The organism is Amphibacillus sp. Q70 (assembly GCF_052055485.1).
GTDB lineage: Bacteria > Bacillota > Bacilli > Bacillales > Amphibacillaceae > Amphibacillus.
This window is the reverse complement of record NZ_CP197171.1, coordinates 3,700,548-3,714,048: the sequence shown is the minus strand read 5'-3', so window position 1 is coordinate 3,714,048 and position 13,501 is coordinate 3,700,548. Positions and strand designations below refer to the sequence as shown.

Here is a 13,501-nt window from a genome sequence, read left to right as displayed (position 1 = left end):
TGATCTTCTCTTCTAAGCAAAATGACGGATAGAGCACTTCTATCACTCGTTTTGATCTTCTCTTCTAAGCAAAATGACGGATAGAGCACTTCTATCACTGGTTTTGATCTTCTCTTCTAAGCAAAATGACGGTTAGAGCACTTCTATCACGTGTTTTGATCTTCTTTTTTAAGCAAAATGTCGGTTAGAGCGCTTCTATCACTTGTTTTGGTCTTCTCTTCTAAGCAAAATGACGGATAGAGCACTTCTATCACTGATTTTGATCTTCTCTTCTAAGCAAAATGACGGATAGAATCTTCTATCACCTGTTTCAGATCTTCATTCGATATGAAAAGTAAGATAGAACACTTCTGTCATTTTTTTATCACAGATAACCGTCCGTAAAACGCTCACTGATTGAATCTTGCTTTATGTAACAACAATGACAACAATATTAATAACAAAAGTGCAACATTTTGTAAACTTAACCGTCTATTTTAAAATTATTTAATTAGAAAGGAGAATCTCAAAAATGAGAACAAGAATGCTGACGGTTTTTTATGATCATAACAGTTGTCTCTGCTTTACTTTTGGGAATAAAGGTTCTAGCAAATGGGAATAACACCGCAAAAGATAATAAAGAAAATGTAATAATGTTAGAAGAGGTCTCTACTAAAATTGAAAACATTCAGTCAAATGGAATCGAAATTGTTTTACCTAAAATGGTACCTAACCATTCTAGGTATGTGCTTAATACCGAACAGCAACTATTAGGTGATGGAATTGAGGCTACGTTAACGCATTTGGGTGCTTCAGGAGATAAAGAAAAACACGAATGGAAAATTCAATTGCTTCAAGAACGTTTGCCTGATGATATAACTTCAGATGAAGCTATTCAAATAATAGCGGAAAGAAATGCTTCAAATGATGTTGAAGAAAGGACTATTGGTCAAAAGAAAGCACTCATTCATTATACTTCTGATCAAGGAGAGCGATTGAATCAAGTATGGATAGCAACTGATCATTATTTCTATTCGATAGGGGCACCGTATCTGAGCAAAGCTGAGTTAATAGATGTTGCCACTTCAATGGATCTAAAGTAAAGTGAAAATTGGATCAAAGTTAAGAGATACTTTGGTCCTTTTTATATGTTTGGAAAGGAGGAAATATGATTGGATGAATATTTATCACATAGAGCATTAATAAATGATTGGTATCGTACATACGGACACTCCATTTTTAAATATATTTTATATATGATTAGTGATTATCAACAAGCGGAAGATTTGCTACAAGAAGTCTTTATTAGAACATTTAACTATCTTGAATCTGGGAAGTCAATTGATTACCCAAAAACTTTCTTATATAGGACGGCGCACAATATTACGGTGGACTTTATTAGGAAAAATGCACCGATCAAACTGGTAAAAGATATTGTTTTTAAAAAAAGAGAATATAAACAACCTACTGTTGAGGAGCAATTAATAATAAGCGAACAATTTAAAGAGTTATATCAAACTGTCATGACCTTAAAATATCAATATCGACAAGTCATTATTTTACGAAAAATGGAACAACTATCTGTTAAAGAAACGGCAACTGTACTAAAGTGGTCAGAGGGTAAAGTCAGAACAACCTTATCTAGGGCAATGAAAGCTTTAGAAAAGAAACTGAATGGAGGGGAATAGATATGTATGAAAATAGGAACTCTGAACTTGAAGAAGCTTTAGTTAATTTACATGAAAGTATTCAGGTGGATAAAAAGAGGCATGAAATAGTTTTGAATAAAATTAATAGGACGATGAAACAATCATCTGATGTTAAAAAAACAAGAATGACAACTCGACTAAATTTTCCAATTGTTATATCTTCATTTATTTTGCTTGTTATAGGTGTTTTTTTAGTTGATAATATAGTTTTTTCGCCAACTCAAAAAGAGAGTAACCAATCATTGTATGAATCTTCAGAAGAAGTTGATTCAGCTATATTAGTTAATGAAGATTCCGCTCAACAAATAGAGCTTATGGAAGCTGATGATTTTTTATTTGCTATGCCAAGTTATTCGCCAGAATCCAATACTAAATTGCAAAATATAGTTTATCTAGAAAATGATCATAGCATAACTGCTTTTGCTCAATTTTATAATCAAGATCAAGAGATATTCTCTATCCACCAAGAAAAAGCCAAAACGGAATTGAGTGGTGATCATTTGTTTGACTCCATTAATGATGAAATAATTGAAGTTCAGGATTTTGATGTCTATTTATCTGAGAATGACAAAATGAATAAAGCAACATTAATAGTGGGAAGATATAGTTTGCAGGTCAGTTCTCATACTTTAATGGGGGAAGAGCTCATTCAAGTTATACGATCACTGCCTTTAGAGCACTTAAAGAAAGAGAATTAAGAAGAACATTAATGCTCAAATTTAAGCATTTTTATATTGAAAATCATTAAAACAATGAATATCGTACTATTTTAGTTTATTCCGTGTTAAAATTAGTATATAATGATTTTAATTAATCTATTTTTGTTTAAAGAATGGTTAATTAAATGAATGATAACAGTTGGGAGGAACAGAAGTGAAAGAACAAACATTTACAATTACTGATGACACAGGTATTCATGCACGTCCAGCTACATTGTTAGTGAATAAGGCGGGACAATATGAATCAGATGTAGAAATGCATTATAATGGAAAGACAGTAAACCTAAAATCAATCATGGGTGTTATGTCTCTAGGAGTACCTAAAGGTGCAGAAATTAAAGTTACTGTAGAAGGTACAGACGAAGAAGAAGCAATTGCAGGAATTGCTGAATCCATCCGCGAACAATTAGGAGAATAATTAAGCAAAGAAAGATCTATCTCACGTGAATAGATCTTTCTTTTTTTTCTAATAGAAAAGGAAAATAAACAGCATTTAGAATTGTCTAGAAAAGTTGCATATTAATCATGAAAGACTCATGAAGGCGAGTACTCAGAGCGAACCTTTTTATAGGATCGGCTTTTTCGTTTTTTAAAAATTAAGGTAGGAAAGAGGAAATTTCAATAAACGGGTTGTTCTTTCCTTATAATTGATCAAGCGCAACAATGATTTTATCGAGTCCTCTTTTAATATAAGATGTAGGACTAGCGATATTAAGGCGCATAAATCCACGTCCCTCTTGACCAAAGGTTATTCCATTATTTAAGCCAACCATAGCCTTCTCTTCCATAAATGCTTTTAATTCACTTTGTTTAAGATTCATCTTACGGCAATCCAGCCAAATTAAATAGGTTCCTTCAGCATGAACGACATCAATTTCCTCTCGGTTGGTAAAGGTATCCTCAACGAGCTTGCGATTTATTTTGAGTAATTGCTTAAGCTGTTCAAGCCACTCCTCACCGTATTGATAAGCAGCTTCTAAGCCGGTAATGCCTAATGTATTTAATGAATTCAATCCATATTTAGCAAATGATGCTAGTATTTCATTGCGCAATTCCTGATCAGGAATGACTGCATACGATGCTTGTAGACCAGCTAAATTAAATGTTTTAGTTGGTGAAAAGCAAGAAATAATCTGTTCGCTAATTGCTGAGTCAAGTGATCCTAAAGGGATATGTTTAAATGGATCATAAATAAGATCAGCATGAATTTCATCTGAAATAATTAACACCTTATACTTTTCAGCAAGCTCTAATATGTGGGTTAATTCTTCTTTCAACCAAACACGACCAACAGGGTTATGCGGGCTGCAGAAAAGCATAACCTTAATGCCTGTCTTAAATTTTTCTTCTAAATCCTCAAAATCAATGGTGTATCGTTTGTTTTGATAAATCAGTGGATTTGTAACTAATTCTCTTTGATGACTTTTAATAATACTATGAAAAGGGTGATAAACAGGCGTTTGAATTAAAACTTTATCACCAGGATTTGTTTGGGTTAAAATTGTCATATGAATGGTTTGAAGGACACCAGGACTATAGATTAGCCAGCCAGGATCAATATCCCAGTTGTGTTGTTTGACTAACCATTTCCGGACAGTGTCATTTAGTTGCTCATCAGTAACGGTATATCCGAAAATCCCATGATTAATTCGCTCGCTTAGAGCAGTTTTAATTGGTTCAGCAATTTCCAGATCCATATCCGCAACCCACATTGGTTGCACATCTTTTGAACCAAACATTTCTTCTAATCGATCCCATTTAACTGATCGTGTACCTTTCCGGTTGGGTAGAGATTCAAAATTTGCCATTTTTCCTTCGACTCCTTTTGCACTTTTACATAATTTAATTTGTTATGCATTATATCATATTGCCAACTCTAATCGAATTCATTGAATTATTTTAGCTGTGGTTTTAACTCAGCAACTTAAATATCTTGTCGATTAATCATGATATATGGTAAAATAAATAATTGTGTATAAAATAATCCGGTGAATCCAATGACTCAACGGTCGTTATCGATTTGTCAAATCAAAATAGGAGTTGTTATTATGTCAGAAAAATTTACAGAAGGTCAGGTATTAACAGGAAAGGTAACTGGCGTTCAACCATATGGTGCATTTGTTGCATTAGATAATGAAATCCAGGGACTTGTTCATATTTCTGAAGTTACTCACGGGTTTGTTAAAGATATTAATGAATTTATTACTGTGGGTGACGAAGTAAATGTTAAAATACTTTCAATTGATGAAGAAAAAAATAAGTATTCATTATCTATTCGTGCGACAGAAGAAGCACCCAAAGCAAAAGCAAAAGCACAAAAATCAAATGCTTCACAAAATCAAGAAGAACAAGGTTTTAACACTTTAAAAGATAAACTTAGTGAGTGGTTAAAGCAATCAGAACAAGATAAATAATGTCTTAAAGCATACCAGGTCATAGCTTATTACGCTTGATCTGGTATTTGTTTTTTACCAAACAAATACCCTTGAAATAGTTAAAACTAGTTACGAACAAAGCCTAAGTCAAATCAATATATTGTGCGCTAAATACAAGTGAATATGAGTTTTTCCAATATTCTTACTTGATTTCATCTCTTCGATTCTGTATCTTAAGGATAGTAATATTTTTTGGCACATTGGAAAAGTGTATAATTGCAGTAAATATATTCGCTGGGACGAGTAAACGCATTAAGGAAAGTAGTAAAGCTTTCATAATTGTTAGAATAAGTGTTTTTATTCCAAGCTCCAATCTTAAAGGAGTTATTCGACAAAATGGAAGTTTTAAAATGATTAGTATAAGTAAAACTAACGCTTTCAAAAGGTCTTTGACTAATTCCCTCGTATCTAATGGAAAGGTCGAAACCAGTACATCCGTATGTAAGTATGCGAAAGCGAGTTTTTCTAATAAAAAAATGGAGGTAATCAAATGACACATGTACGTTTAGAGTACGAGAAAGCTCTATCATTCTTTGGAGAACATGAATTAGAGTATTTAAAAGAACCTGTAAAATTGGCACATGAAATGATACATAATAAAACAGGAGCGGGTAATGACTTTCTCGGTTGGGTTGACCTTCCAGAAAACTATGATAAAGAAGAATTTGCTCGAATTAAACAAGCTGCTGATAAGATTAAATCAGACTCTGATATCTTATTAGTGATTGGAATTGGTGGATCTTATTTAGGTGCACGTGCGGCAATTGAAATGTTAAATCATTCATTCTACAATATTTTACCACAAGAAAAGCGCCAAACTCCGCAGGTTATATTTGTGGGGAATAGCATTAGTTCATCATATATGAAGGATTTATTTGATTTACTAGAAGGTAAAGATGTTTCGATTAACGTGATTTCAAAAAGTGGGACAACTACTGAGCCTGCAATTGCTTTCCGAATTTTCCGTAAATATCTTGAAGAAAAATATGGTGTTGAAGAAGCTAAACAACGTATCTATGCGACGACAGATCGTGAGAAAGGTGCCTTAAAAACATTAGCAAATGAGCAAGGCTATGAGAGCTTTGTTATTCCTGATGATGTTGGCGGGCGTTATTCAGTTTTAACAGCTGTTGGTCTATTGCCAATTGCAGCAAGTGGTGTTGACATTGACGCAATGATGGAAGGAGCTTATCAGGCACAAACAGAATTGGCTGATCCAGATCTTGATAAAAACCCTGCTTACCAATATGCTGCGATTCGTAATATCCTTTACAATAAGGGAAAAACCATTGAAATGTTAATCAACTATGAGCCAGCGCTACAATATTTTGCTGAATGGTGGAAACAATTATTTGGCGAAAGTGAAGGAAAAGATTTTAAAGGGATCTATCCATCATCAGCTAACTTCTCAACTGATTTGCATTCACTAGGTCAATATGTTCAAGAGGGACGACGTGATCTTTTTGAAACAGTTTTACATGTTGAGAAACCTAAGCATGATCTAACATTGGAAGAAGAGGCACAAGACCTTGATGGTTTAAATTATCTTGCAGGTCAAACGATTGGCTTTGTAAATGAAAAAGCTTATCAAGGAACAATGCTTGCCCATACAGATGGTCAAGTCCCTAATTTAATTGTTCATTTACCAGAATTAAACGCTTATACATTTGGTTACATTGCTTATTTCTTTGAAAAAGCTTGTGCAATTAGTGGTTATTTACTTGGTGTCAATCCATTTGATCAACCAGGTGTAGAAGCCTATAAGAAAAACATGTTTGCTTTACTTGGTAAACCAGGCTTTGAAAAAGAAAAAGAAGCATTAGAAAAACGTCTGTAATTTTGCAAAAGCTTGTTGGTGACACATGATATGTTTACCAATAGGCTTTTTTATTCGTTCGGGACAATGGAGTTAATCCGTTTGTCCCTTCTCTTTTCAGCCAAAGGATTGTTACGATATGAATAGTTTAAAAGGAGATTTACAAATGACGCTAGAAAATCAAGATTTTTTATTAGAATTATTACACACACCTTCGCCATCAAGTATGGAAGTAGCTATCCAAAAGAAATGGATCAATTATGTTAAGGATTTTGCTGATGAAATCATAACGGATCATGCTGGAAACGCAATAGGTGTATTAAACAAAGAAGCCGATTTCAAAATTTTACTCGCAGGGCATTGTGATGAAATTGCTTTAGTTATTAATCGAATAGATGAGGACGGCTTTTTGTTTTTTGATGAAGTAGGAAGAGTGAACGCAAAAGCAGCTGTAGGTATGAAGGTAAAAGTACAAGGGTACGGGAAAGAAGTAGCTGGAGTGATTGGTGTAAATGCTCAACACCATGGCGGTATTAAAGGTGACTTTGGATTGGAAGATCTATTTATTGATTGTGGTGCAAAATCAAAACAAGAGATTGAAGAATTTGTTCAGATCGGTGATTTGGTTGTTTACGATCGCGCACCAGACATTCTAATGGATCGTTATATTTCAGGACGTGGTCTTGATAATCGGACAGGAGCTTTTATCGTTGCTGAAGTTTTACGCAAATTGGCTGATCGAGATGTGAAGGTTGGTGTTTATGCAGCGAGTACAGTCAATGAGGAAACCAATATGGGTGGTGCTTATTTTGCAGCAGCAGGTATTGAACCGTCGATGGCACTTGCTTGTGATGTTACTTTTGCAACAGATCATCCGAATGTTAATCGAAATAAATTTGGTAATGTCAAATTAGAAGGTGGGCCGGTCATAGCTAAAGGTGCACCTATTAATCGGAAAATAAATAGCTGGCTGGAAAATACCGCTAAAAACTTAGCTATACCTATTCAATATGAATTAACACCGCGATACACGGGAACAGATGCGGATCGAATGCGTTTAACGGGAAAAGGAGTCCCTATTGCTTTAGTATCTTTACCCCTTCGCTACATGCATTCACCAGTTGAAACAGTCAGTATACAGGATATCAATCAGGAAATTGATTTACTTGTTGAATGCATTGCTCAGTTAACAGGTGAAGAAAACTTAAATCCATTAGAAGATTAGGTAAATAATTGAATGGTACTTTTGAGTTGGCTTTATGCCTCGAATATAATGGAGGGATTGAGAACCAATCCCAATCAGTGGGAGTAAAGAGGATGCAGACTAAAACCGCCACATCCTGTAATAACATCTAGGGCTGCGATTACTCACCCCATCAAAAAGACTTGACCAATGTTGTCAGGTTAACACGAGCGCTACGGAAAAACACTACGCTTTCCGTGGGCGTGGAGGCGTACAGGACGTAGGTCATGCAAATGTTTTCGGTGGGGCGAGTAATCGCAGTCCCAGGCTTTGTCACAGGACGTGACGAAGTTAGCCTGCCTTGAGCTAACTTTGCCAAGCAAAAAACACTTGTCAAAGTGGATCTCAAGCTCACGCTTTTCCCACAGGACAAGGAAAGCATCGTCAGCGAAACATCGCTCGAAGAAAATGGCCTTTTATTTTCGAGGAGTCTGCGTGTTTTTCCTTCGCTAGCTGGTTTTACTTTCATTTGTATTAAAGTTGATACTCGATTCCATTCCATCATTTTCTTATTTGAATGGAAGAAAATACAAATCAATATAAACCAAATTAAAATAGAATTCACTCATACAACAGACCCACTTAGGTGATTGGAACGAAAGGTGGTGACTCCAGCGGAAATAAGACAAGGAAAGCTACGTCAGCGAGACATCGCACGAAGAAAATCGCCTTTTATTTTCGAGGATGAGTTGAAGATCCACTTTTGTAGCGCATTAGGCTACAAAAGTTAGCTGAAAGCAGGTTAAGTTCGCCACGTCCTGTGGCAACACCTGCATGATCTACGTCCTATAGACCCCCATCTCCGCGGAAAGCATCCACCTGTAGTGGAAAGCACCGATTCTTAATATTTGAATCTTAGCATGCTATTTATCATTTTGAAATGGATTTACTTAATCGATTTTATTAACCTGACAACATTGCTGCGGTTACTCGTCCCACCGGAAACATCTGCATGAGCTACATCCTGTAGGTCTATCTCCCATTGATTGAACTTTCCTCATCCGAAGTACTTGTCCGCATAAAACGTAGCACTTCTAGATTATGATGTTTATTGTATGAATAATCTAGCTAGGGTTATTATAATTTGTTTCCTGATATATTTAAATAATCCTTAGCTATAAATTTGTGAAAAAAGTTCATGCAAAACCCTTCACAAATAATTTATAATAGACTATACTGTAATTAAATGAATATCGATTTAATCTTCGGGGCAGGGTGTAATTCCCGACCGACGGTGAGCAACTCTCATGTTGTAAGTCCGTGACCCGCTTGTTTAAGCGGTTGATCTGGTGTAAGTCCAGAACCGACAGTTAGAGTCTGGATGGGAGAAGATTAAGAGTAATATGGTTTATTTACCATTTTATTCCTTGATGCCTTAAATCCTAAAGCCCTCTTGCTTTAGGATTTTTTATTTTACTAGCAAAGAGTTTCAACTTTTCAGCGATGATAGTATAAGTTAACTTTAGGCTTCTGCTACCAAGACTACGAGTTAAGTTAATCTCTACAATATCAAGGAAATTACTCTCCCTTCATCAATTTAAGATTTAAATCGATATGAAAAAAGATGAAGGAGGATGTTGATATGAAAAATCAATCATCACGCTTATTAAAACTTATCATTTTATCACTATTTGGCACGATTTCTATGGTTTTATTATTTTTAAATTTTCCATTACCGTTTCTTCCACCGTATTTAAAAATAGACTTTGGTGAAGTACCGACCCTATTAGCGGCGTTAATATTCTCACCGATGGCAGGTGTGGTTGTTCAACTGATTAAAAATGTACTCTATTTACTTTTTACTGGTGCAGCCGATCCAGTTGGAGTACTTGCTAATTTCGTTGCAGGTATAACCTTTGTTATCCCAATTGCTATGGTTTATCACAAATTCAAAGGACGCAAAAGCCTTGTTTCTGGGCTTGTAGCAGGCACAATTATTATGACAATTGCTATGGGCGTATTAAATTATTATGTCCTACTACCGATTTATAGCACAATCATGAACTGGGGCGAGATGTCAAGCGGCGTAATGCTAAGCACAATATTTGTAGGTGTTGTTCCGTTTAACCTAGTCAAAGGGGTCATTGTTTCTGCTTTATTTGTTCCACTTTTTATTAAACTGAAACCTTGGATCAAACAAAAAAGTGCGAGATTTAATTAAACGATTAGATATTAGGAGCCAATTGATTTCAATAATCAGGGCTCTTTTTACTTTTCCTTGAATCAGGCAGGGAAGAATACAATTTGAATAGGAACTTCGTTCGAACGATCAAAGTGAATATAAGAGATGTTTTTCTGTTTCCGAAGATTAAAACAAATGATATATTTAGTTGATGTGTTGTGATCTTTTTGATCCATCAATTGAAAAGGAGAGCTACTCAGGGCTACGTGATAAACGAGTAAGGGTACTGATAATCCCAAACATGGAAGTGGAATTTTATTTTAGTGACTTAATCTCAATTGAATTAAATTTTAAACAAGTAGGTTTAATAAATGGGCATGAGTGGTAGATTAAACTTACAACATCAATTGGAGGTGAGGAAATGAAGCAGTATAAATTATCAACTTTTCTAACAGGTTTGACCATAATCATCATTGGTCTGCTTTTATTTTCTTATCAGTCACCAATAAATAAAAATATTGAAGCAGGAGAAAAAGAACAGGTTTATAGTCAAGCTCAATATGCGAATAACTCTATCATGATGAAGGAAGATATTGTACAATGGAATAAGACGGTTGAACAACTTCCTCTAACAGAAGAAATTATCATTGAAAAAACAGAGTCTTTTATTGATATTTTGCTTCAAGATATTGACGAAGATTATAAGGTGAAGGGTGTATCATCAAAAGAAGCCTTAATAAATCAGTTTAATGATGTGATAACCAAGGAAGCTGTTGAACCCTATATAGATTTTTATTTCGAAGAATTTGAAGATGGACTTTACATTGTTCCGACTGAGTTGCCTCCATGGTTTATAGCAGGAGAGCCATATGAAATGGATGAGCTTGAAAATGGCAATGTTATTGTCAAACAAGAAAATGAACTTGATTTATATGGTGTTTATCAAATAGAAATAGAGTTTTCATATCAAGAAGACTGGCGAATTGTTAGGGTAGAATATCCACCTGTAAATGAGGAACAATTAGATATTATTTGAAAGTAGCGATGAGAATGCATGTTTTTCATGATTATTACAATAACAAAGTGATGCTTTCTTTTGAATGGCATCCTTTTTCAAAAATGCCAAGACATGTTCTTGTTATTTGTCGATATCAAGAAAAATGGTTATTAACCAAGCATAAAACCAGAGGATTAGAGTTCCCAGGTGGAAAAGTTGAAGATAATGAAACAGCTGAACAAGCAGGTATTAGAGAAGTAAAGGAAGAAACAGGTGCCACGGTAAAGGCTATTCATTATCTTGGTCAGTATCATGTAGAGGGTAAGGGTGACCAAGTCGATAAAAATATTTACTTCGCTGAGATTAGTGAGCTAATCGAGCAACCGACTTATTATGAAACGGAAGGCCCCGTTTTATTAGAAGAATTACCTAATAATTTGAAGCATCAACGGACGTTTAGTTTTATTATGAAAGATGATATTGTGAAACATAGTTTAAACAGAATTACGCAACTTTTTTTAAATGATTAAAAGGGCTGGGACAACATAGATTAACCATAGAATAGGGGCTGTTGCACAATAAAAAATATCTTGTGTAACAGTCCCTATGTTGTGAAAAGGGAGCATTATATGGATTGACATTCTAGCAATACATGCCAATAGGAATTGGTCATGTGAAACCGCTAGCTGTGAACATCAATTCGAAGCTTTCGAACATAGACTCACTACTTCCGAGCGTAAAATCATTTTTTTCAAGCATAGCCTCGCTAATTCCAAACATAGACATGATATTAAAGGAGCTGTCATTTTGCAACAGCTCCTATTTGTTTGAAATGACAATTTAAAGTTTTAAACATTTACTGTTTATCTTTTGAGTCAGCTTTTTGCTATGTCTCAAGCTCTTATCATTAGTGTACTTTTTTCAACAACCATTTTTCAAAATAAGCTACACCTTGATACATTAAAGCTGCGGCAAAAGCAATTAAAACGAGGCTATAGAGTACTAAGGTAAAATTAAAAACCTGAAAACCATAGACAATTATATAGCCAAGTCCTTTTGAAGCAACTAAAAATTCCCCGACAATAACTCCAACCCAAGATAAGCCAACATTGACTTTAAAAGTAGAAATAATGGTTGGTAATGTGCTAGGTAAAACAGCTTCAGTGAAATTTTGCCATTTTGATGAACCGAAACTGCTTAGGACTTTAAGGTAATTCGCATCAACTGAATAGAAACCATTGTAAATAACAAGGGCAGAAACAATGACACAAATAATTGCCCCCATTGTAATAATTGAGCCATAGCCAGGTCCGAGTGCAACAATGATAATCGGACCTAGAGCAACTTTAGGTAAGGCGTTAAAAACGACAAGATATGGATCGATGATATTAGAAAAACGCTTAGAGTACCAAAGTAGAAAGGCTAATAAAATGCCAACTAAGGTTCCGATTAAAAAACCAGCTAAAGTTTCAAAAACAGTGATTCGCATATGGTACCAAAGCGAACCGTTGAGGAGATTTTCAACCATGAGCTGACCGACTCGTGATGGAGCACTAAAAATAAGTGGGTCAATCCAATTTAATCGACTACTAATTTCCCAAAAAAGGAAAAAAGCGATAAAGATAAAGAGTTGCGCATATCTGACTAGACGTTTTTCCTTAGTTAATTGCTGTAAAAACAGATCATAAAGTGGATGAATTGATTGGGTCTTCTGATTCAAGGTTAGTCATCTCCTTCCAAATAAAATCGAAAAGCTCTTGATATTGTGGATGTTTGCGTGCTTCGAATGGAGAAAGAGCGCGAACTGGATCGGGAACTTCAACGTGAAGATGGATAGTTCCTGGTTTACGATTCATGATATAAATATCATCACTCATTGCAATGGCTTCACCAATATCATGTGTCACTAAAATAGATGTTTTTTGATATTCTTTTAACAGATCAAGGACAAAGTCTTCAAGGATAAGCTTTGTTTGATAATCTAGTGCAGAAAAGGGCTCGTCGAGTAAAAAAAGTGCGGGATCCGTCATTAAGGTTCTAGCTAAGGCAACGCGCTGCCTCATTCCTCCAGAAAGTTGATCAGGATATTGATGTGCAACATCAGATAAGCCGATTTTACTTAGGAGGTTTTTGGCTCTTTGATAATCTTGATCATTGAGTGTCCTCTGAATCTTAGGTCCAATACAAACATTGGCTAAAATCGTTTTCCAAGGAAATAAGTAATCTTGTTGTAGCATGTAGCCAATTGAAGACTGTTGTTGATCAAGTGGTATCTCATTTAATTTAACCGTTCCCTCTGTCGGTTTAATTAATTGAGCAATTATAGAGAGTAAAGTTGTTTTACCGCACCCGCTAGGTCCTAACAATGAAGTGAAGCTCCCTTTTTCAATTGAAAATGAAATATTACCAAGCGCATGAGTTGCATTCTTTTCACTAAAATAATAGTGAGAAATTGACGCTAACTCTAAATAACTCAAATGA

13 protein-coding genes and 1 riboswitch are annotated in these 13,501 nt (G+C 35.1%); of the genes, 10 read left to right on the top strand and 3 right to left on the bottom strand.

The features are described 5' to 3' along the window. Window positions 1-569 precede the first annotated feature (569 nt). The 4 genes from ACS127_RS16805 (at window position 570) to ACS127_RS16790 (ending at window position 2,825) form a co-directional block, all read left to right on the top strand. Window positions 570-1,082 carry a hypothetical protein gene (locus ACS127_RS16805; protein ID WP_440896164.1) on the top strand — a complete coding sequence of 171 codons (513 nt, stop codon included), beginning with the start codon at window positions 570-572 and terminating at the stop codon, window positions 1,080-1,082. A gap of 69 nt (window positions 1,083-1,151) precedes the next feature. After that, window positions 1,152-1,667 (top strand): RNA polymerase sigma factor, encoded by a 516-nt coding sequence (locus tag ACS127_RS16800; protein ID WP_440896163.1) that lies wholly within the window; start codon window positions 1,152-1,154, stop codon window positions 1,665-1,667. Window positions 1,668-1,669: 2 nt separating this feature from the next. After that, a complete protein-coding gene (locus tag ACS127_RS16795; RefSeq protein WP_440896162.1) occupies window positions 1,670-2,386 on the top strand; it encodes a hypothetical protein in 717 nt (238 codons plus the stop codon). 175 nt (window positions 2,387-2,561) lie between these two features. Further along, entirely contained in the window at window positions 2,562-2,825 is a 264-nt protein-coding gene (locus ACS127_RS16790; RefSeq protein ID WP_440896161.1) for a phosphocarrier protein HPr, read from the top strand. Between the two features lie 223 nt (window positions 2,826-3,048). Here ACS127_RS16790 and ACS127_RS16785 read toward each other — a convergent pair whose 3' ends face one another. Beyond that, on the bottom strand, window positions 3,049-4,215 hold the full coding sequence (locus tag ACS127_RS16785; RefSeq protein ID WP_440896160.1) for a MalY/PatB family protein: 1,167 nt from the start codon (window positions 4,213-4,215) through the stop codon (window positions 3,049-3,051). A 240-nt stretch (window positions 4,216-4,455) separates the two neighbouring features. Here ACS127_RS16785 and yugI point away from each other — a divergent pair, with 240 nt between their 5' ends. The 6 genes from yugI to ytkD all read left to right on the top strand — a co-directional run bounded on the left by yugI (window position 4,456) and on the right by ytkD (window position 11,550). Continuing rightward, window positions 4,456-4,821 carry a S1 domain-containing post-transcriptional regulator GSP13 gene (gene yugI, locus ACS127_RS16780; protein ID WP_440896159.1) on the top strand — a complete coding sequence of 122 codons (366 nt, stop codon included), beginning with the start codon at window positions 4,456-4,458 and terminating at the stop codon, window positions 4,819-4,821. Between the two features lie 511 nt (window positions 4,822-5,332). Beyond that, the gene (locus ACS127_RS16775) at window positions 5,333-6,679 is read left to right on the top strand and encodes a glucose-6-phosphate isomerase (RefSeq protein WP_440896158.1); all 1,347 of its coding nucleotides are present in this window, start codon (window positions 5,333-5,335) and stop codon (window positions 6,677-6,679) included. A gap of 145 nt (window positions 6,680-6,824) precedes the next feature. Further along, window positions 6,825-7,883 (top strand): M20/M25/M40 family metallo-hydrolase, encoded by a 1,059-nt coding sequence (locus tag ACS127_RS16770; protein WP_440898167.1) that lies wholly within the window; start codon window positions 6,825-6,827, stop codon window positions 7,881-7,883. 1,215 nt (window positions 7,884-9,098) lie between these two features. Further along, window positions 9,099-9,238, top strand: a riboswitch (FMN riboswitch). Window positions 9,239-9,483: 245 nt separating this feature from the next. Next, a complete protein-coding gene (locus ACS127_RS16765; RefSeq protein ID WP_440896157.1) occupies window positions 9,484-10,062 on the top strand; it encodes an ECF transporter S component in 579 nt (192 codons plus the stop codon). 382 nt (window positions 10,063-10,444) lie between these two features. After that, window positions 10,445-11,059, top strand: coding sequence for a hypothetical protein (locus tag ACS127_RS16760; RefSeq protein WP_440896156.1), 615 nt, complete (start codon window positions 10,445-10,447; stop codon window positions 11,057-11,059). Window positions 11,060-11,073: 14 nt separating this feature from the next. Further along, window positions 11,074-11,550: an RNA deprotection pyrophosphohydrolase gene (ytkD, locus tag ACS127_RS16755; protein ID WP_440898166.1), complete on the top strand. Its 477-nt coding sequence runs from the start codon at window positions 11,074-11,076 to the stop codon at window positions 11,548-11,550. A gap of 377 nt (window positions 11,551-11,927) precedes the next feature. Here the strand turns inward: ytkD and ACS127_RS16750 are convergent, their stop codons facing one another. Both ACS127_RS16750 and ACS127_RS16745 read right to left on the bottom strand, forming a co-directional pair. Then, window positions 11,928-12,740 carry an ABC transporter permease gene (locus tag ACS127_RS16750; protein ID WP_440896155.1) on the bottom strand — a complete coding sequence of 271 codons (813 nt, stop codon included), beginning with the start codon at window positions 12,738-12,740 and terminating at the stop codon, window positions 11,928-11,930. Continuing rightward, window positions 12,703-13,497, bottom strand: a complete 795-nt coding sequence (locus ACS127_RS16745) for an ABC transporter ATP-binding protein (protein ID WP_440896154.1) — start codon at window positions 13,495-13,497, stop codon at window positions 12,703-12,705. The genes ACS127_RS16750 and ACS127_RS16745 overlap by 38 nt, the downstream gene beginning before the upstream one ends. Between the last annotated feature and the right edge of the window lie 4 nt (window positions 13,498-13,501).

Bases quoted from the DNA above. Each gene is read 5' to 3' on its own strand.
- ACS127_RS16795 (WP_440896162.1), top strand. From the start codon at position 1,670: ATGTATGAAAATAGGAACTCTGAACTTGAAGAAGCTTTAGTTAATTTA.
- ACS127_RS16785 (WP_440896160.1), bottom strand. From the start codon at position 4,215: ATGGCAAATTTTGAATCTCTACCCAACCGGAAAGGTACACGATCAGTT.
- yugI (WP_440896159.1), top strand. From the start codon at position 4,456: ATGTCAGAAAAATTTACAGAAGGTCAGGTATTAACAGGAAAGGTAACT.
- ACS127_RS16775 (WP_440896158.1), top strand. From the start codon at position 5,333: ATGACACATGTACGTTTAGAGTACGAGAAAGCTCTATCATTCTTTGGA.
- ACS127_RS16770 (WP_440898167.1), top strand. From the start codon at position 6,825: ATGACGCTAGAAAATCAAGATTTTTTATTAGAATTATTACACACACCT.
- ACS127_RS16765 (WP_440896157.1), top strand. From the start codon at position 9,484: ATGAAAAATCAATCATCACGCTTATTAAAACTTATCATTTTATCACTA.
- ACS127_RS16760 (WP_440896156.1), top strand. From the start codon at position 10,445: ATGAAGCAGTATAAATTATCAACTTTTCTAACAGGTTTGACCATAATC.
- ytkD (WP_440898166.1), top strand. From the start codon at position 11,074: ATGCATGTTTTTCATGATTATTACAATAACAAAGTGATGCTTTCTTTT.